This window comes from Nocardia testacea NBRC 100365, assembly GCF_000308775.1.
Lineage (GTDB): Bacteria > Actinomycetota > Actinomycetes > Mycobacteriales > Mycobacteriaceae > Nocardia > Nocardia testacea.
The window spans coordinates 50,674-73,199 of record NZ_BAGJ01000158.1; the positions used below are offsets into that span (position 1 = coordinate 50,674).

At 69.0% G+C, this 22,526-nt stretch carries 1 protein-coding gene (running past one end of the window); it reads right to left on the bottom strand.

Features of this window, described 5'->3' with window-relative positions; genetic code table 11:
- On the bottom strand, positions 1–22,526 hold the 3' portion of the coding sequence (locus ON38_RS21710; protein ID WP_444543712.1) for a non-ribosomal peptide synthase/polyketide synthase. Its footprint extends 8,239 nt past the window's final position; 22,526 of the gene's 30,765 nt are visible here — the last part of the coding sequence; the start codon falls outside the window, past its right edge; its stop codon occupies positions 1–3.

Below are 22,526 nucleotides of genomic sequence, written 5' to 3' on the forward strand. Positions count from 1 at the left end.
TCAGTCGAGTACAGCGGTCAGATCGACCACATTCTCCACCTGGGTCCACTGCCCGTCCGGTCGTCCCGCTTCTTCCAGGATCAAGGCGGACAGATCCTCCATGGGCTCCGGATCGAGCGCGGCCAGGCCGGCCGAGTCGATCCACAGGTGGGTGACCCATTCACCACCGAGTGCCTCGCCGCTGACCTCCGGGACCAGCACGATCGACGCGCCGGCCGCACCGGCCGCCACGATCTCGACGACCGCGGCCGGTCCGTCGACCCCGCCGTACCGGAAGGTACGGGACTCGTAGGTCAGCTCGGTGACGCTGTGCACCTCGGCGACCACGCCCGCCAGCTCGTCGTAGGAGACGAGACGACCGCCGGCCGTCACACACACCGGATCGCTGCCGCTCAACGGCCGGAGCCGGTGCGTGTAGGTGACCGGACGCGACGACTGCTCCGCGACCTCGGCGGCAGTCGCCGGATCGTCCAATACGAGCCAGTCCACACCCGGCGCGGCCGGCGACGCACCTGCCGTGATGCCGGCCTCGACCACCAGACCGGCGGCCGCGGCGGCCGCCACCGCGTCGGCCGGTACCAGCGCCGCACCCGCCTTGAGGACCGCCCAGGTCGCCACCGCCGCCTCGACTCCGCGCTCGAGCCGGACCACCAGACCGCTGCCCGGCCCGTGGCCGCGCGCGATCAGGACCCGGGCCAGTCGCGACGATCGTGCGTCCAGCTCCTGGTAGGAGATCTCTTCCTCGCCCCACACCACGGCGGGCCCGTCCGGATCGTCCTCCACCGAAGCCCGCAGCGTCTGCGGCAGCGCGGTACCCGAGGTGGCGGTATTGGCCGCCTGCTGTACAGGTGCCGCCATCCGCTCACGTTCGGCGGCGTCCAGGATGTCGATATCACCGACCCGGATGCGCGGATCGGCGGCCACCGCCGCGAGGATCCGTTCGAACCGCCGGCCGAAGGACTGCACAGTCGACTCGTCGAACAGGTCGGTGGCGTAGTTGAACACCGAATACAGTTCGCCGTAGCCGCCGTCGGCATCGCGCTGCGGATCGATACCGATCTGCAGATCGAATTTCGCGGCGAGCGCACCCTGATCGAGGGCCTGCACGGTCAGGCCGGGCAGATCCACGGTGGCCTGCTCGGTGTTCTGGAACGACAGCGCCACATCGAAGAGCGGGTTGTACGCGGTCGCCCGGTCGGGCAGGACCGCTTCCACCACCCGCTCGAACGGGATATCGCCGTTGGCGAAGGCCGACAGGTCGGTCTCCCGCGCGTGGTCGAGCAGTTCGGCGAACGTCATGGTCGGATCCACCTTGGTCCGCAGGGCCAGGGTGTTGACGAACATGCCGACCAGGCCGTCGAGTTGCTGTTCGCCACGACCGGCGACGGGGGTGCCGACGACGATATCGTTCGCCCCGGTGAGCCGGGACAGCAAGATCGCCACGGCGGCGTGCATCACCATGAACAGGGTGACGCCCCGGGCCCGCGCCGCTTCGTCCAGCAACCGGTGGATCTCGGCGTCCACCCCGAAGCCGGTGATACCGCCGCGCATCGACGGCACCGCCGGACGCGGCCGGTCCAACGGCAGTTCGACATCGTCGGCGACCCCGTCGAGCTGCTTCTGCCAGTACGCCAGCTGTCCGGCGGCGACCGAGGTCCCGTCGGTCTCGTCGCCGATCACGGCGCGTTGCCAGAGGGCGTAATCGGCGTACTGCACCGGCAGCGGCGACCACCCGGGGGCGTCTCCACCGACCCGGGCGAGGTAGGCCGTCACCAGATCGCGGGCCAGTGGCGCCATCGACGCACCGTCGGCCGTGATGTGGTGCGCGACGAACGCCAGCACATGCTCATCGGGTCCGATGCCGAGCAGCAGTGCCCGCACCGGGACTTCGGTGGTGGCGTCGAAACCGGTGGACATCAGTTCGCCGATCCGGGCCACCGGATCATCCGCCGATTCGACGGTCAACCCGCCGGGCAGTACCTGCGCGGCCGGCAGGATCTCCTGGTACGGCAGCCCATCGGAATCGGCCGGATACCTGGTGCGCAGCGATTCGTGCCGCTCCAGCACATCGATGACCGCGGCCTGCATCGCCGCGACGTCGAGTGCGCCGGTGAGCCGGATGGCGAGCGGAATGTTGTACGCGGCCGAACTCGGATCGAACTGGTTGATCAGCCACATCCGCTGCTGGGCCAGGGACAACGGCAAGCGCTCGGGACGCGGCCCGGCCGCGAGAGCCAAGCGTTCACCGGTTCCGGCGTGCTGTTCGACCCGCGCCGCCAGCGCCGACACGGTGGAGGCCTCGAACAGCGCCCGGACCGCGACGGTGGTGTCCAGCGCCGCGCCGAGCCGGGCCGCGACCTGGGTGGCGATCAGCGAGTTGCCGCCCAGGGCGAAGAAATCGTCGTCCGCGCCGACCCGGTCGATCTCGAGCACCTCGGCGTAGATCCCGGCCACGATCTCCTCGATCGGAGTCGAGGGCGCCCGGAACTGCCGGACCTCGAACACCGGTTCGGGCAATGCCCGGCGATCCAGCTTGCCCGAGGCGTTCAGCGGCAACTCGTCGAGCACCATGATCACGGTGGGGACCATGTAGGCCGGCAGCCGGCCGGTCAGCCGGGTGCGCAGTTCCTCGGTGTCGATCACGGTGTCCTTGGCGGGCACCACATAGCCGACGAGCCGGTCGCCGGTGCTCGGATCCGTCTTGGCGACGACCACCGCGCGCGCCACCGTGTCGTGCTCGGTGAGCGCCGCCTCGATCTCGCCCAGTTCGATGCGCTGGCCGCGCACCTTCACCTGGAAGTCGGAGCGGCCCACATAGACCAGCTCGCCGGTGGCGGTCCAGCGCACCACGTCACCGGTGCGGTACATGCGTTCACCGGCACCGAACGGGCTCGCCACGAAGCGGTCCGCGCTCAGGTCCGGGCGGCCCACATAACCGCGTGCCAGCTGCGCACCGGCCAGGTAGAGCTCACCGGTGACACCCGCCGGTACCGGCCGCAGCCGCGCATCCAGCACATAGGCCTGCGCGTTCCACACCGGACCACCGATGGGTACCGCGCCGGACACGTTCCCGGCGACCGCGGCATGCGTGGCGTGCACGGTGAACTCGGTCGGGCCGTACAGGTTGTACAGCGCCACCTCACTGACCCGGCGCACCGCCGCGACCACGTCGCCGGTGAAGGCTTCACCGGCCACGAACAGCATCCGCAGCGACGACCAGGCACCCGGAACGGCGGCCGCGCTCTCGGCGAACACCGACAGCATCGACGGCACGAACGATGTCACCGTCACACCCTGTTCGGCGATCACCGTCGCCAGGTACCGCGGGTCGCGGTGGCCGTCCGGTTCGGCGATCACCATGCGCGCGCCGACCGTCAACGGCGCGAACAACTCCCACACCGAGACGTCGAAGGTCGCGGGGGTCTTGAACAGCACCACATCGTCGCGGGCGATGTCGTATTCGCCCACGATCCAGCCGATCTGATTGGCGACCGCCGCATGCGAGACCGCCACACCCTTCGGGCGGCCCGTCGACCCGGAGGTGAAGATCACATACGCGGTGTTGCCGGAACGCAGCGGCGCGAGCCGATCGGTGTCGGTGACCGGGGTGTCCGCGTACCCGCCGACATCCACGGTGTCCAGCGTGAACACCGGAACATCGGCGTCGAGCACCGCGGCGTCGGTGGTGGTCGACAGGACACAGACCGGGGCCGCGGTATCCAGGATGTGCCGGATCCGTTCGGCCGGATGCGCCGGGTCCAGGGGTACGTAGGCACCACCGGCGGCGACGACGGCGTACATACCGACCACCAGGTCCAGCGACCGCGGTACCAGTAGCCCGACCAGCGACTCCGGTCCCACGCCCTGGGCGATCAGATGCCTGGCCAGACGGTTGACCCGCGTGGCCAGCTCCGCGTACGTGACCTCGACACCGCCGGAGCTCAGCGCGATCCGATCCGGGTACTCGGCGACCGCCCGGTGGAATCCGTCGAGCAGCAGTGCCGTGGGCACCGCGTGTCCGGTGGCGTTCCAGTCGGTCAGCACCTGTGCCCGCTCGGCCGGCGCCAGGACCTCGAGATCCCCGACCGGAGCCGCGGGATCGGCGACGACCGCGTGCAGCAGCCGGGTGAACCGCTCGGCGAACCCGGCCACCGTGGCCTCATCGAACAGATCCGTCGCGTAGATGAACTTGGCGGTGACACCGCGGGCGATATTCGCCGCGGCCTCGGCCGGACCGATCCGTTCGGCCAGTTCCAGATGCAGGTCGAACTTCGCCGTCTCGATGGGCGATTCGATACCGCTGATCGCCAAGCCGGGCAGTTCGCCCTTGACCTGCGGATTGTTGTTCTGCAGCGACAGCATCACCTGGAACAGCGGGTGCCGCGCCTGCGACCGGACCGGGTTCAGCACCTCGACCAGCCGCTCGAACGGCAGATCCGCATGGCCGAACGCGGCCACATCACTGCCGCGCACGTTCTCCAGCAGCTCGGCGAAACCGGCACCGGAGTCGATCGGGGTACGCAGCGCCAGTGTGTTGACGAACATGCCGATCACATCGTCGAGCGCGCGTTCACCACGCCCGGCGACCGGGGTGCCGACGACGATGTCGGATTCTCCGGACAACCGCGACAGCAGCACCGCGAACGCGGCGTGCACGACCATGAAGAAGGTCACGCCGTGGCGGCGCGCCAGTTCGACCAGGTCGGCGTGTACCGCATCGTCGATCTCGAAGGTGAGACTCGAGCCGCGCCCGGAGGCCACGGCGGGCCGCGGCCGGTCGGCGGGCAGATCCAGCTGATCCGGGATACCCGCCAGTGCCGTGGACCAGTACGCGAGCTGCGCGGCGATGACCGAATCCGGATCGTCCTCCGAACCCAGTACCTGCCGCTGCCACAGTGCGTAATCGGCGTACTGCACCTCGAGCGGGCGCCAGCCCGGTTCGCCGCCCTCGATGCGGGCGCTGTAGGCGGTGATCACATCGCGAGCCAGCGGACCCATGGAGAAACCGTCGGACGAGATGTGGTGCACGACGAGCACCAGCACGTGCTCGGTCGGGTCCACCTCGAACAGCCGGACCCGGAACGGCACACCGGTGGTGACATCGAAACCGGCCGAGAGGAATTCGGCGACCCGCGCGAACAGGTCGGCCTCCGAGACATCCACCGGGGTCAGATCGGGGATCACCGCCGCCGTCGGCACCACCTGCTGGAACGGTGTCCCGTCCACCTCGGGGTAGTACGTGCGCAGCGATTCGTGCCGCGCCAGCACATCGGCGATGGCGATCTGCATGGCCTGCCGGTCCAGCAGACCCGACAACCGCACCGCGATCGGCATATTGTCCGCGGCCGATTCCGGATCGAACCGGTTCAGGAACCACATCCGCTGCTGGGCCAGCGACAGCGGGACCCGCTCCACGATCTCGCCCGAGGCCAGTGTCTGCGTCGGCCGCGGCTGCGGCACCAGCGGAATCCGGCGGCCCGCACCCGAATGCGTTTCGGCGCGCGCCGCCAGCGCGGCCACTGTCGAGGCCTCGAACAGTTCCCGCACCGCGAGATCGGTGTCCAGCGCCGCCGACAACCGCGCCGCCACCCGGGTCGCGCTCAGCGAGTTACCACCGAGGGCGAAGAAATCGTCGTCCGCGCCGACCCGTTCCACGCCGAGGACCTCGGCGAACGTCGTCGCCACGATCTCCTCGATCGGAGTGGACGGCGCCCGGAAGACCCGGGCCTCGAATACCGGCGCGGGCAGCGCACGACGATCCAGCTTGCCGCTGGCGCCCAGCGGCAGCTCGTCGAGCACCACGAAGGCGGCCGGGGTCATATACGACGGCAGACGGGCGGCCAGATCCTCACGCACTTCCTCGATATCGAGCAGCGCTCCCGCCTCGGGTACCAGGTAGCCGACGAGCTGGTCACCGGTGCGCGCATCGCTACGCATGACCACTACGGCCTGGCCGACCTCTTCGATATCGGTCAGCGCCGTTTCGATCTCGCCGAGTTCGATACGCAGACCGCGCAGCTTCACCTGGAAGTCGGAGCGGCCCAGGTATTCGAGTTCACCGGCGGAGTTCCAGCGCACGACGTCGCCGGTGCGATACATCCGCTCGCCGGTATCGAAGGGGCTCGCCACGAACCGATCCGCACTCAGGTCGGGCCGCGCCACATACCCACGCGCCAACTGGGCACCGGCCAGGTACAGCTCACCCGCGACACCCACCGGAACCGGCCGCAACCGCGCATCCAGCACATACACCCGAGTGTTGAACACCGGCGCACCGATCGGCACCACCACGGCATCCGCATCCGTCACCTCATGGAAAGTGACATCGACCGCGGCCTCCGTCGGACCATACAAGTTGTGCACAGCCGTCCCGGTCAGTTCACGCAACCGATGCGCAGGCTTCGGCGCCAACGCCTCACCCGAAGAGAACACCAACCGCAACGAACCACACCGCAGCGCATCGGCGGGCAGCGCCGCCACGAACACCGTGAGCATCGACGGCACGAAATGCGCCACCGTCACACCCTCGGAATCGATGACCTCGGCCAGATACTCCGGATCCCGATGACCATCCGGCTTGGCCACCACCAACCGCGCACCGATCTGCAACGGCCAGAAGAACTCCCACACCGACACATCGAAGGTCGACGGCGTCTTCTGCAACACCACGTCGGTGGATTCCAAACCGTACTCGGCCTGCATCCACACCAGACGATTCACGATCGCCGCATGCGAAACCGCCACACCCTTCGGACGACCCGTCGAACCCGACGTGAAAATCACATACGCCGTATTCGACGCACGCAACGGCGCACGACGATCCGCATCCGTGACCGGTGTATCCGCGTACGCGCCCAGATCCAGCCTGTCGATCCGTACCTGAGCGGTATCGGTCGGCAGATCGTCGCCGGAGGTGAGCACGCAGATCGGGTCGGCGGTGGCCAGGATGTACTCGGTGCGCTCGGCCGGATGATCCGGATCCAGCGGTACGTAGGCGCCACCGGCGACGGTGACCGCGTACATACCGACCACCAGATCGATCGAACGCCGCATACCCAGGGCCACATACGACTCCGGACCCACACCGCGGGCGATCAGCCACCGGGCGAGCAGATTCACCCGTGTCGTGAACTCGGCGTAGGACAGGGTCTCGGTCCCGAAGGTCAGTGCGGGCGCGTCCGGGGTACGGACGCCCTGCGCGTAGAACATCGAGGCCAGGGTGGCGGTGGTATCGACGGTGTGCGCGGTGTCGTTCCACCCGCGCAGCACCTGGTCGCGTTCCCCGCTGTCCAGTAGTTCGATTTCACCGATCCGCCGGTCGGGCGCATCGGTGAGGGCGGTGAGCACCCGCACCAACCGGTCGGCGATCCGGCGCACATCGGCCTCGTCGAACATATCCAGCTGATAGCCGGCACGAATCCGCAGCGTGCTGCCCAGTGCGGCGATCAGGCTGAGCGGGTAGTGGGTGGCGTCGACCGCGCTCAATCCGGTCACCGCCATCCCGTCGATATCGGTGGCCTGCGCCTGGATACCCGCGGCATCCACCGGATACGACTCGAACACCAGCAGGGTGTCGAAGAGTGTCGCCATCCCCGCCGCGCCCTGGATATCCGCCAGGCCCACATAGTGGTGATCCAGCAGATCGGCTTGTTCACCCTGGGTCCGGGTGAGCAGTTCACGCGCGGGCTCGTCCTGATCGAAGCGCACTCGCACCGGGACGGTGTTGATGAACAACCCGACCATGGTCTCCACCCCGGCCAGCTGCGGTGGGCGGCCGGAGACGGTGGCGCCGAACAGCACATCGTCGCGGCCGGTGATCCGGCCGAGCAGTATCGCCCACGCCACCTGCAGCACCGTGTTGGGGGTGATACCGAGTTCGGCGGCCAGCGCGGTGATCCGCGCCGTCGCCGCGGCGTCGAGTTCGAAGGCGTATTCGCCGGACAGGGCCTCGATCTCGTGCGCGGCATCGCCGCCGCCGGTCTCCGGGCGGCTGAGCAGGGTCGGCTCGCTCACCCCGGCGAGCGCCTCGGCCCAGGCCGCCAGCGAGGCCGGGTGATCCTGCCGGCCGACCCAGTCCAGGAAATGCCGGTAGGAGCGGGCCGCGGGCAGCACGCTGCTGTCGGCGCGTACCGCGTAGAGCGTCAGCAGATCCTGCATGAGCAGCGGCATGGACCAGCCGTCGAGCACGATGTGGTGGTTGGACACCACGAACTGCCAGGTGTCGGCTCCGGTCTTGATCAGCGTGAACCTGATCAGTCGCGGCTCGGCCAGATCGAAGCGCCGCAGCCGGTCGGCGTCGACGAGATCGGCGGCCGTGCCGGTAGCGCTGCGATCGTGCTCGGTCCAGTCGACCGGCACGTCTTCGAGCACGACCTGCACCGAGTTGCCCGCCCGGTCGGTGACGAACACCGTGCGCAGGTTCTCGTAGCGATCCACCAGGGCCTGGGCGGCCGCCCGCAGCCGTTCGGCGTCCACCCGGCCGGTCAGTGTGAGCACCGCCTGCGCGGTGTACACGTCCACCGAGGTGGCGGCGAGCTGCGCGTGGAACAGCATGCCGGCCTGCAACGAGGACAGCGGCCACAGGTCGGCGACCCGCTTCGGGAACCGCTGCTCGATCTCCTCGACGGCCGGCTGCGACACCGTGACCAACGGGAAGTCCGACGGGGTATGGCCGCCCGCGTCCGCGGAATCGGCATGGCGGGCCACCGCTTCCAGTGCCGCCACCCACAGGTCACCGAATTCGCGGGCCTCGTCCGACGACAACAGCGTGGACGGATAGCCGATGCGCGCGGTCAGCGTATCGCCGACCACGACGGCGTTGATGTCCAGCAGCGCCATGGCCGGCATATCCGCGTCGTAACCGACGTCCACGGCCAGATCGGCCGTCGGAAGCCAGCCGAAGCCGTGCATCTCTTCGGAGATCTCGCCGGCGCCGACGCGGCCCAGGTAGTTGAAGTTCACCTGGCCCGGCATATTCCGCGGGAATTCGGCGGCGGTCTCGGAGTTCATGTACCGCAGCAGACCGTAACCGACGCCCTTGTCCGGGACCGCGAGCAGTTGCTCCTTGACGCGCTTGAGCGCGGCGCCCAGTTCCGGCTCGCCGGCGAGCGCGGCCTCGATATCGATACCGGCGGGCTCGAAGCGGACCGGGAAGAGCGCGGTGAACCAGCCGACCGTGCGGGACAGATCGGCCCCGGGCACGATCTCCTCTTCACGGCCGTGACCCTCGAGCCGGATCAGCAGCGGATCGTCCAGCGCGACGCCGGGCGCCCGCCGCGCCCGCCAGGCGGCGGTCGCCAGGACGAGTGCGGTCAGCAGACCGTCGTTCACACCGCCGTGGAACAGCGCCGGAACAGTGGTGAGCAGGGTCTGGGTGACCTCCGGCGAGACCTGCACCGCGTGCACCGCGACGACTCCGGCGGTATCCACCGTGGGATCCAGCGGACGCTCGGTGAGCAGCGGGTCGGCGGTGCCGGCCACGGTCCGCCAGTACTCCAGTTCCGCGAGCCGCTCCGCGCTGTGCGCGTTCTGTTCGAGCGCATGCGCCCAGGTCCGCATGGAGGTGACCGGCGCGGGCAGTTCGGGGACCTGGCCGGCGCTGCGCGCGACAGCGGACAACACCAGATCGGGCACCAGGACGCGCCACGACACACCGTCGACCGCGAGGTGGTGCACGATGACCACCAGGTGGCCGGCGCGCTCACCGGTGTCGGGCTCCAGCCAGACGAACCGGACCACCACACCGCGCTCGGGATCGAGCCGATCCAGCGCGGAATCGACTGCGGCGGTGGCGACCTCGGACAGCTCGGCACTCGTGAGGGCGCCGTCGAACACGGTGTGGTCGATCAGCGCGTCCACATCGACGCTGCCCGGTGCGCCCGTTTCCACGATCCAGTCGCCGTCGGTGGCGTACAGCCGCGACCGCAACATATCGTGCCGATCCACCACCGGGCCCACCACGGCGGCAATGGTTTCCCGGTCGATGCCGATCGGGAGGTCCAGGGTGATGAGCTGGTGGAAACGCCCGAAGGAACCGGGCCGTTCGGCCATGAACCGCACGATCGGCGTCAGCGGCATGGTGCCGACACCGCCACCCGGCAGTTCGACGAGCGTGCGCGTCACGCTGTCGGCATCCGCGGATTCGGCCACCGCGGCCAGTCCGGCCACCGTCCGCTGTTCGAAGACGTGCCGCGGGGTGAACACCACCCCGCGCGCCTTCGCGCGGGACACCAGCTGAATGGACACGATGCTGTCGCCGCCGAGGGCGAAGAACGAATCGTCCACACCCACCCGGTCCACGCCCAGGACCTCGGCGAATACCTCCGCGATGATCTGCTCGACCGGGGTCCGCGGCCCGCGGAAGGCGGTACGCGCCTGGAACACCGGTTCGGGCAGCGCCTTGCGATCCAGCTTCCCGGCGGGGGTCAGCGGGATCCGATCGATGACCATGACGGCCGCCGGCACCATGTAGTCGGGCAGCCGTTCGGCGACGTACCCGGTCAGCGCCGTGACATCCACCGCGGCGCCGGGGGTCGCCACCACGTAGGACACCAGCGATACCGCACCGGCGGCATTCTTGTGTCCGGTCGTGACCGCGAAATCCACGGTGTCGTGCGAGGTCAGCGCCGCATCGATCTCACCCAGCTCGATACGGAAACCACGAACCTTGACCTGGAAGTCATTACGGCCCACGTACTCCACCGCCGGGTCACCGGCGGCATCACGACGCCACCGAACCACATCACCTGTGCGGTAGAGCCGGGCACCGGGCTCACCGTACGGATCGGCGACGAACCGCTCGGCGGTCAAACCGGCACGGGCGTGGTACCCACGGGCCAGCTGGATCCCACCGACATACAGTTCACCGGCGACACCCTCGGGCACCGGGTTGAGACGGTCGTCGAGCACCAGAGTCCGCATGCCCCGCACCGGGCCACCGATCGTGACCCGATCACCGGCATGCAACACACCACTGATATTCGTAGCGATAGTGGCCTCGGTCGGACCGTAGGCATTATGGAAGCGACGCTCGACACCACCCTCGGGTGTGGTCGACCACTTCGCCACCAAATCCGCCGAAATGGCCTCACCACCGGCGATGATCACTTCCATCCCCGCAAGATCGGCCGGATCCAGCGAGCCCAGCACCGACGGCGTGATCAAACCAACCGTCACACCCTCACGGGAAATCAACTCACCCAGCTCGGCACCACCGTAGGTTCCGGTCGGCACCACCACGAGGGCACCGGCCGAACCCACCGCCAGCAACAACTCCAGGATCGAGGCATCGAACGACGGGGAAGCGAAAGCCAGCGCCCGCGTGTTCGCGTCGAGGCGATAACGCTCGACCTGCTCGGCACTGAAATTCGCCAAACCGGCATGCGAAACGACAACGCCCTTGGGCAAACCGGTCGAACCGGACGTGTAGATGACATACGCCGTGTTCGCCGGGGTCAACGGCCACACCCGGTCCGCATCGGTAATCGGATCGGCCGGATACGTGTCCAGCGCCAACTCGTCGAGAACCAGCCAGTCCACCGAGTCGGGGAGATCGGCCCGCACACTCGACACCGTGATACCCACCGGCGCACCCGAGTCGGAGAGCATATGCGCGATACGGTCCGCCGGGTAGGTCGGATCGATCGGCAAGAACGCCGCACCCGACTTGGTGACAGCCCATTCGGCCAGCACCGAATCCGCCGACCGCGGCACCGCCACCGCCACCAAATCCTCGGCACCCAAGCACCGCTCGATCAGCACCTGCGCCAACCGGTTCGACCGCTGGTCGAACTCACCGTAGGAGTACCTGGCGCCCTCGAACACCACCGCCGGCGCCGACGGATCCACCGCCACCGCCGCGGCCAGCAACTCCGGCAACGTCGACGCCGACACCGCCGGACCACCCGTACGGGACAGGACCTCGCGACGTTCGCTCGGATCGAACAGTTCGAGATCGCCGAGCACCGCGTCCGGGTCGGCGGCGACCGCCGACAGCAACCGCTGGAACCAGGTGATCATCGTGGACGCGGTGGCCTCGTCGAACAGTTCGGTGGCGTAGTTCACCACCAGGTCCAGACCGCCCGAGCCGTTTTCGCCCAGCGAGAACTGGAGGTCGAAGCGCGCCACATCGTCGGCGATCTCCACCCCGGCGACGGTCAGCCCGGCCAGGTCCAGCGTCGGCGCCTCCTGGTTCTGGAATGACAGCGCCACCTGGAACAGCGGGTTGCGGGCCTGCGAACGCTCCGGCGCCAGCAGATCCACCAACCGCTCGAACGGCACATCGGCATTACCGAACGCGTCCAGATCCGTCCGGCGGGCCCGATCCACCAGGTCGGCGAAGGTCTCGCCCGAGCCGACCGCGGTCCGCAGCACCAGCGTATTGACGAACATGCCGACCAGATCGTCCAGAGCCTGCTCGCCACGACCCGCGATCGGCGTACCGATCGCGATGTCCTCGCTACCGGACAACCGCGCCAGCAACGCCGCCAATCCGGCGTGCAGCACCATGAACATGGACGCGCCGCGCGCGCGGGCCAGGGCGTTCAGATTCCGCACCAGCTCGGCGTCCAGCTCGCCGTGCACCCGCGCACCGCGCAGCGACGCGACCGCGGGACGCGGCCGGTCGGTGGGCAGCACCAGTTCGTCGGGCAGGTCCGCGAGGGTGTTCTGCCAGAACGCGATCTGGCGGGCCATCGGAGCGTCCGGGTCGTCCTCGGTGCCGAGCACCTGCCGCTGCCACAGCGTGTAGTCGGCGTACTGCACCGCCAACGGCGCCCAGCCCGGCAACTCGCCCTGGACACGCGCCGCGTACGCGGTCATCACGTCCCGGGCCAGCGGCGCCAGCGAGAACCCGTCACCGGCGATGTGGTGCAGTACCACAACCAGGACGAATTCCCGGGGTGAGACGGCGAAGAGACGGACCCGCACCGGCACGGCGGCGGCCACGTCGAAACCGGTCGTCGCGAACTCGACGATCTTTGCCGTCACATCCTCCGCGGACACCTGCTCCGGCTCCAGCACCGGCAGCGCCCGGTCGGCCGGCAGGATCTCCTGCACCGGCCGGCCACCCTGCTCCGGGTACCGGGTCCGCAGCGATTCGTGGCGGGCCACCACATCGCCGAGCGCCGCGCGCAGGGCCGCCACCTCGAGATCACCGCTGAGGCGGATCGCCATCGGCAGGTTGTAGGCCGCCGAGGAGGTGTCGTACTGGTTCAGGAACCACATCCGCTGCTGTGCGTAGGACAGCGGCACCAGCTCGGGCCGCGGCCCGGCCACCAGCTCCGGCCGGGACCGGGCGCCGGACTCCTCCACCCGGAGGGCGAGGGCGGCCACGGTCGGCGCCTCGAACAGCGCGCGGACCGCCACCTGGGTACCGAGTGCCGCGCCGATCCGGGCCGCGACCTGCATACCGACCAGGGAGTTACCGCCGAGCTCGAAGAAGTCGTCGTCCGCGCCGACCCGCTCCACGCCCAGCACGTCGGCGAAGGTCGCCGCCACGATCTCCTCGATCGGAGTGGACGGCGCCCGGAACGCCTTGGCCGCGAAGACCGGTTCGGGCAGCGCCCGGCGATCGAGCTTGCCGCTGGCATTCAGCGGGAAGGCGTCGAGCACGACGAACGCCGCGGGCACCATGTAGGACGGCAACCGGCCGGACAGGGCGGCCCGCAGCGCGTCGGTATCGACCGCGGCGCCGGCGGCCGGCACCACATAGCCGACCAGCTGATCCCCGGTACGCGCGTCACCGCGGAGCACCACCACGGCCTGCGCGACCGCGTCGACCTCGGTCAGCGCGGATTCGATTTCGCCGAGTTCGATCCGCAGACCCCGCAGCTTCACCTGGAAGTCGGTGCGACCGAGGTATTCGAGCTCACCCGCGGATGTCCACCGCACCAGGTCACCCGTGCGATACATGCGCTCGGCGACCTCGAACGGATCGGCCACAAAGCGATCCGCCGACAGGTCCGGACGCGCCACATACCCACGCGCCAACTGGGCTCCCGACAGATACAGCTCACCCGCGACACCCACCGGAACCGGCCGCAACCGGGCATCCAGCACATACACCCGCGTGTTGAACACCGGCGCACCGATCGGCACCACCGTGGTATCGGCATCGGTCACCTCGTGATAGGTGACATCGACCGCGGCCTCGGTCGGACCGTACAAGTTGTGCACAGCCGTCCCGGTCAACTCCCGCAACCGCTGCGCCGGCTTCGGCGCCAACGCCTCACCCGAAGAGAACACCAACCGCAACGAACCACACCGCGCCGCGTCGGCGGGCAGCGCCGCCACGAAGACCGTCAGCATGGACGGCACGAAGTGCGCGACAGTCACGCCCTCGGTATCGATGACCTCCGCCAGATACTCCGGATCCCGATGGCCTTCGGGCTTGGCGACGACCAGACGCGCACCGACCTGCAACGGCCAGAAGAACTCCCACACCGACACATCGAACGTCGACGGCGTCTTCTGCAACACCACATCCGACGCGGCCAAACCGTACTCGGACTGCATCCACACCAGACGATTCACGATCGCCGCATGCGAAACCGCCACACCCTTCGGACGACCCGTCGAACCCGACGTGAAAATCACATACGCCGTATTCGACGCACGCAACGGCGCCACTCGATCCGCATCCGTGACCGGTGTATCGGCGTACGTCGAGAGGTCGATCGCGTCCACGACCACCACCGGGCGGTCCGCCGTGGTGAATCCGTCCGCCGAACTCGTCACTACACAGACCGGGTCCGCGGTGGCCAGGATGTAGTCCGTGCGCTCGGCGGGCTGCTCCGGATCCAGCGGCACATACGCACCACCGGCGGTGATCACCGCGTACATCGCCACGACCAGATCCACCGAGCGCCGCATACCCAGTGCCACCGGGACATCCGGTCCGACACCCAGCGAGATCAGATGCCGCGCCAGGCGGTTCACCCGACCGGCGAACTCGGCGTAGGACAGACCTGTCCCCTCGAACGTCACCGCGGGCGCTTCCGGAGTACGCGCCACCCGGTCGGCGAAGAGCCCGGCCAGGGTCGCGGCCGGATCGACAGCGCGCTCCGGGCCGTACCCGCCGCGCAGTACCGCCGAGGCCTCCAGCGCGTCCAGCAGCGGGAGATCGCCCAGCGGACGCTCCGGCGTCTTCACCACGGCCTTGAGCAAACGGACGAAACGCTGAGCGAACTGCGCGACCGTCTCGCGGTCGAACAGATCGGTCGCGTAGGTGAAGACCGCGTCGATCCCGGCCGTTCCGGTCCGCTCGCCGAGGTCCAGCTGCAGATCGAACTTCGCGGTCTCCAGGGGCATCTCGACCGCGCCGATCGCCAGCCCGGACAGCTCGGCGTCCACCGCCGGCGTGTTCTGCATCGCCAGCATCACCTGGAACAGCGGATGCCGGGCCTGCGAACGCACCGGGTTGAGAATCTCCACCAGACGTTCGAACGGCAGATCGGCGTGCCCGAACGCGGCGATATCGGTCCCGCGCACCGAATCCAGCAGTTCGGTGAACCCGGCCCCGGAATCGACCGGCGTCCGCAACACCAGGGTGTTGACGAACATACCGACCAGATCGTCGAGGGCACGTTCACCGCGACCCGCGATCGGCGTGCCGATCGCGATATCGGTCTCCCCGGACAACCGCGACAGCAGCACCGCGAAGGCGGCGTGCACGGCCATGAACAGGGTCGCGCCTTCGGACCGCGCCAGTTCGGCCAGCCCGGCATGGGTTTCGGCGTCGATCTCGAACGCGTGGGTCGCACCCCGGCCCGAGGAGATCGCGGGCCGCGCCCGGTCCGCCGGCAGGTCCAGCTGATCCGGCAGCCCGGCCAGCTCCTGCGACCAGTACCGGATCTGCTGGTTGATCACCGATTCGGGATCGTCCTCCGAACCCAGTACCTGCCGCTGCCACAGCGCGAAGTCGGCGTACTGCACTTCCAGCGGCGCCCAGCCGGGCTCGTCACCGGCCGTCCGCGCCACGTAGGCGGTCACCACGTCGCGGAGCAACGGTGCCATCGAGAAACCGTCACCGGAGATGTGGTGGACGACGAAACCGAGCACATGCTCGGACGCACCGAGCCGGTAGAGCCGGGCGCGGAAGGGCACGTTCGAGGTCACATCGAAGCCCGCCATCACCAGCTCGGCCAGCCGTGCGGGCAGGTCACCCGCCGTGACCTCGACCGGTGCCAGCTCCGGCAGCACCTCGGCCGCCGGCAGCACCTGCTGGAACGGAGTCCCGTCGACCTCCGGGTAGAAGGTCCGCAGCGATTCGTGCCGCACCAGCACATCGCCGAGGGCGGCCGCCAGGGCCGCTGTGTCGAGCTCACCGGACAGCCGGACCGCGACCGGGATGTTGTCCACGAACGAATCCGGGTCGAAGCGGTTCAGGAACCACATGCGCTGCTGTGCCAGCGACAGCGGCACCCGCTCCACGACCTCGCCCGACTCCAGGACCTGGGTCGGACGCGGCTGTGGCACCAGCGCCGCCCGCCCGCCGGCCTCGGACCGCAGTTCGGCCCGCGCGGCCAGCGCGGCCACGGTGGGCGCTTCGAACAGCGCGCGCACCGGGACCTCGACGTCCAGCACCCGGCCGAGGCGGGCCGCGACCTGGGTCGCGATCAGCGAGTTGCCGCCCAGGGCGAAGAAGTCGTCGTCGGCGCCGATCCGGTCCGCACCGAGCACATCGGCGTAGACACCGGCCACGATCTCCTCGATCGGGGTCGAGGGCGCCCGGAACTCCCGCGCCTGGAACTGCGGCTGCGGCAATGCCCTGCGATCCAGCTTGCCGGACGGGTTCAACGGGAATTCGTCCAGCTCCAGCACGGTCGCCGGCACCATGTAGGCCGGCAGCACCGCACGGACCGCGTCCAGCAATTCCACGGACTCGATCCGCGCGCCCGCCGCGGGCACCACATAGGCGACCAGTTGCTCGCCCAGCGGCGAGGTCGCGACCGTCACCACGGCCTGACCGACCTGCGGTTGGGCCAGCAGGGCGGATTCGATCTCACCGAGTTCGATGCGCAGACCACGCAACTTCACCTGGAAATCGGTACGACCCAAATACTCCAACTCACCGGCCGCGGTCCACCGCACCAGGTCACCCGTGCGATACATCCGCTCCGCGACCTCGAACGGATCGGCCACGAACCGATCCGCCGACAGATCCGGACGCGCCACATACCCACGCGCCAACTGGGCACCGGCCAGGTACAGCTCACCCGCGACACCCACCGGAACCGGCCGCAACCGGGCATCCAGCACATACACCCGCGTGTTGAACACCGGCGCACCGATCGGCACCACCACGGCATCCGCATCCGTCACCTCATGGAAAGTGACATCGACCGCGGCCTCCGTCGGACCATACAAGTTGTGCACAGCCGTCCCGGTCAGTTCACGCAACCGGTGCGCAGGCTTGGGCGCCAACGCCTCACCCGAAGAGAACACCAACCGCAACGAACCACACCGCAGCGCATCAGCGGGCAGGGCCGCCACGAACACCGTGAGCATCGACGGCACGAAATGCGCGACCGTCACACCTTCGGAATCGATGACCTCCGCCAGATACTCCGGATCCCGATGGCCTTCGGGCTTGGCCACCACCAACCGCGCACCGATCTGCAACGGCCAGAAGAACTCCCACACCGACACATCGAAGGTCGACGGCGTCTTCTGCAACACCACATCCGACGCGGTCAACCCGTACTCGGCCTGCATCCACACCAGACGATTCACGATCGCCGCATGCGAAACCGCCACACCCTTCGGACGACCCGTCGAACCCGACGTGAAAATCACATACGCCGTATTCGACGCACGCAACGGCGCACGACGATCCGCATCCGTGACCGGGGCATCGGCGTAGCCCGACAGCTCCAGCGTGTCCATGGCCAGTACCGGCACACCTGTCCCCTCGGGCACAGCACCGGCATCGGACGTCGAGGTCAGCACGCAGACCGGTCGCGCGGTCTCGAGCACATACGCGGTCCGCTCCGCCGGGTGCTCGGGATCCACGGGCACATACGCGCCACCCGCGGTGACCACCGCGTACATGGCCACCACCAGATCAACCGAACGCCGCAGCGCCAGACCGACCAGTGATTCCGGCCCCACGCCCTCGGCGATCAGCAGCCGCGCCAGACGATTGACCTGTCCGGCGAACTCCGCATAGGTCAGTTCGGCGCCCTCGAACGACACCGCGACCCGATCCGAATACCTCGCGACCGCCGCGGCGAACTCGGCCGGCAGCAATCGTGCATCGACCGGATGGTGAGTCGCGTTCCAGCGCTGGAGCACCAGTTCGCGTTCGGCCGGGGCCAGCAGATCGATATCCCCGACTGCGGCGGACGGATCGGCGACGATCCCGTCCAGCATCCGGACCAACCGATCCGCGATCCGGCGCACATCGGCCTCGTCGAACATGTCCTGCCGGTACCCGGCCCGGATCCGCAGCGTCTTGCCGAGCGCGGCGACCAGGGTCAGCGGGTAGTGCGTGGCATCGATACCGGCCAGGCCGGCGACCGTCATTCCGTCGATATCGGTGGCCTGCGCCTGGATACCCGCGGCATCCACCGGATACGACTCGAACACCAGCAGGGTGTCGAACAGCGCAGCCATCCCCGCCGCACCCTGGATATCCGCCAGGCCCACATAGTGGTGATCCAGCAGATCGGCCTGTTCGGCCTGGACCCGGGCGAGCACCGTCCGCACCGACTCGTCCTGATCGAACCGCACCCGCACCGGGATCGTGTTGATGAACAACCCGACCATGGTCTCCACGCCGGGCAGTTCCGGCGGGCGACCGGAGACGGTGGCGCCGAAGAGCACATCGTCGCGGCCGGTCAGCCGGCCTAGCAGCACCGCCCACGCCACCTGCAGCACCGTGTTCGCCGTCACGCCGACCTCGGTGGCCAGCGCGGTCATCCGGGCGGTGGCCGCGGTATCCAGCTCGAACTCGTACTCACCGGACAGTGCGGTGATCTCGGAGCCGCCCGCTTCGGGGCGGACCAGCAGGGTCGGTTCCTCGACCCCCGCCAGCGCCGTCTGCCAGGCGGCCAGCGAGGCCCGGCGATCCTGACGGCCCACCCACGCCAGGAAGGTCCGGTAGGAATGGACCGCCGGCAGCACGGTGGTATCGGCCCGGACCGCGTACAAGGTCAGCAGATCCCGCATGAGCAGCGGCATGGACCAGCCGTCGAGCAGGATGTGATGGTTCGACACCACGAACTGCCAGGTATCCGCTCCGGTCCTGATCAGCGTGAACCGGAGCAGCGGCGGCTCGGCGAGATCGAAACGCCGCAACCGGTCCGCCTCGATGAGGTCGGCGGCCGTCCCGGCGGCGCTGCGGTCGTGCTCGGTCCAGTCGACCGGCATATCCTTCAGGACCACCTGCACCGGGTGGCCTTCGTCATCGGTGACGAAGGCCGTGCGCAGGTTCTCGTACCGATCGACCAGTGCCTGCGCCGCCGCACGCAGCCGGGCGGCGTCCACCCGGCCGGTCAGCGTGAGCACGATCTGGCCGGTGTACACATCCACCGAGGTCTCGGCGATCTGGGCGTGGAACAGCATGCCGGCCTGCAGCGAGGACAGCGGCCACACATCGGCGACCGGGAAGCGCCGCTCGATGCGGTCGACATCGGACTGCGACAGCGCGACCATGCCGAAATCGGACGGGGTGTGCCCACCGGCGCCCGCCGAATTCGCGTGGCGGGCGACCGCTTCCAGCGCCCGCGTCCACAACTCGCCGAACTCGCGGACCTCCTCGGCCCCGAGCAGCGTGCTCGGGTAACCGATTCGCGCGATGAACTCGTCACCGGCGACGACAGCGTTGATATCCAGCAGCGCCAGCGCCGGCATATCGGCGTCGAAGGCCGCGTCCACCACCAGATCGGCGGGCAGCCAGCCGAACTCGCGCATTTCGGGGGACAGCTCGCTCGAACCGGCGGACCGGCCCAGGTAGTTGAAGCTCACCTGGCCCGGCAACTCGGCCGGCAGTTCGCCCGCGGTCCGCGGGTTCAGATGGCGCAGCAGCCCATAGCCGATGCCCTTGTCCGGCACCGCGAGCAGCTGTTCCTTCACCGCCTTGAGCGCCGCTCCCAATGCCGGGCCGCCGGCGAGCGCGTCCTCGAAGTCGATACCGGCCGGCGCGAACCGCACCGGGAAGACGGAGGTGAACCAGCCGACGGTGTGGGACAGATCGGCGCCGGGCACGACCTCTTCCTCACGACCGTGACCCTCGAGCCGGACCAGCAGCGGATCATCGATCGCCGCCGCGGGCACCCGCCGCGCCCGCCACGTGGCGGTGGCCAGGACGAGCGCGGTCAGCAGGCCGTCGTTCACCCCGCCGTGGAACAACGCCGGCACCGTGGTGAGCAGCGCCTGGGTGACCTCGGGCGACACCCGCACCGAATAGGTGTCGACCGTCGCGGCGGTATCGACCGCCGGGTCCAGCGCGCGGTCGGTCAGCAGCGGATCGGCGGTGCCGACGACGGTCCGCCAATAGTCCAGTTCGGCTTCGCGCTCGGCGCTGCGCGCGTGCGCCTCGAGCGCATGCGCCCAGGTCCGCATCGATGTGGTCGGTTCCGGGAGTTCGGGCAGCAGCCCGGCGCTGTGGGCACCGGCGGACAGCACGAAGTCCGGGACCAGGATGCGCCAGGACACGCCGTCGACCACCAGGTGATGCGCGACGACCACCAGGTATCCCGACCGGTCGGCGGTATCCGGTTCCAACCAGACGAACCGCACCACCACACCGTGGCCGGGGTCCAGGCGGTCCAGGGCCGCGTCGACCGCGGCGGTGGCCGTTTCGAGCACCTGCTCCTCGGTGGCGGCGGCATCGAACACGGTGTGATCGATGAGCGCGTCCACGTCGACCGAACCGGGCTCGACCGTCTCCACCACCCATTCGCCGTCCACGACGAACAGGCGCGACCGCAACATATCGTGCCGGTCGAGCACCGGGCCCACCACCGCGGCGATGGTCTCGCGGGTGACGCCGACCGGCAGGCTCAACGGCGTCAACTGGTGGAAACGCCCGAACGAGCCGAAGCGTTCGACCATCATCCGCACCACCGGGGTGAGCGGCATACGACCGACCCCACCGCCCGGCAACTCGGCCAGGGTCCGCACCGCGCCGTCGGCGAATTCCGCGAATTCGGCGACCGACGCCAGGCCCGACACCGTACGCTTCTCGAACACCTGCCGCGGGGTGAACACCACACCGCGCGCTTTGGCCCGCGACACCAGCTGGATGGAGACGATACTGTCACCGCCGAGGGCGAAGAAATCATCGTCCGCGCCGACCCGCTCGACGCCGAGGACCTCGGCGAAGATATCCGCCAGGATCTCCTCGATCGGCGTCGATGCCGCCCGGAATTCCCGGGTCTCGAACACCGGTTCCGGCAACGCGCTCCGGTCCAGCTTGCCCGAGGCGTTCATCGGGAACGCCTCGAGTGTCACGAAGGCCGACGGCACCATGTACGACGGCAGCCGGCCGTGCAGGTGGGCCCGCAGATCGTCGGTGGTGAGCGTCGCGCCGGCCACCGGCACCACATACGCGACCAGTTGGTCACCGGTCCCCGAATGGCGGAGGATGACCAGCGCCTCCGCGACGGTGGCCATTTCGGTGAGCGCGGCCTCGATCTCGCCGGGCTCGATCCGCTGGCCGTGCAGCTTCACCTGGAAATCGCTTCGGCCCAGGTACTCCAGCTCACCCGTGGCGGTCCACCGCACCAGGTCACCGGTGCGGTACATCCGCTCGCCGGCGTGGAAGGGGTCCGCGACGAAACGCGTGGTGGTCAGGTCGGGGCGGGCCAGGTAGCCGGGTGCCAGCTGCACACCACTGATGTAGAGCTCACCCCGGACACCGGCGGGCACCGGCCGCAACCGGTCGTCGAGGACGTAGGTCCGGGTGTTGAGCCCCGGGACGCCGATCGGCACGGCTCCGGTTTCGCCGCCGGTGATCTCGTGGGCGGTGACATCGATCGTCGTCTCGGTGGGCCCGTACTGGTTGAACACGCGGGCGCCGGTGCGTTCCCGCAAGCGCCGTGCGAGGTCACCGGACAGCGCCTCACCGCCGGCAACGATACTGCGCAGCCCGGACCAGGCCGCGGGGTCGGATTCGGACAGGAACACCGACAGCAGCGACGGCACGAACTGCGCCATCGTGACGCCTTCGCCGGCGATCAAACCGGTGAGGTAGGCCGCGTCGCGGTGACCCTCCGCATGCGCGATGACCAGGCGGGCGCCCAGCTGCAACGGCAGGAAGAACTCCACCACGGACGGGTCGAAGGTCGCCAGGGTGCGGTTCAGCATCACATCGCCGGCACCGAGACCGTGCCGTTCACGAGTGGTCGCCAGGTAGTTGAGCACGGCCCGGTGCGAGATCGGGACACCCTTCGGCCGGCCCGTGGAGCCCGAGGTGAAGATCGCGTACGCGGTGTTGTCCGGGCGCAGCGGCCGGAGACGATCGGCGTCGGTGAGCGCGGTGTCGGCGACACCGGACAGATCCAGCCGATCGATACGCACCT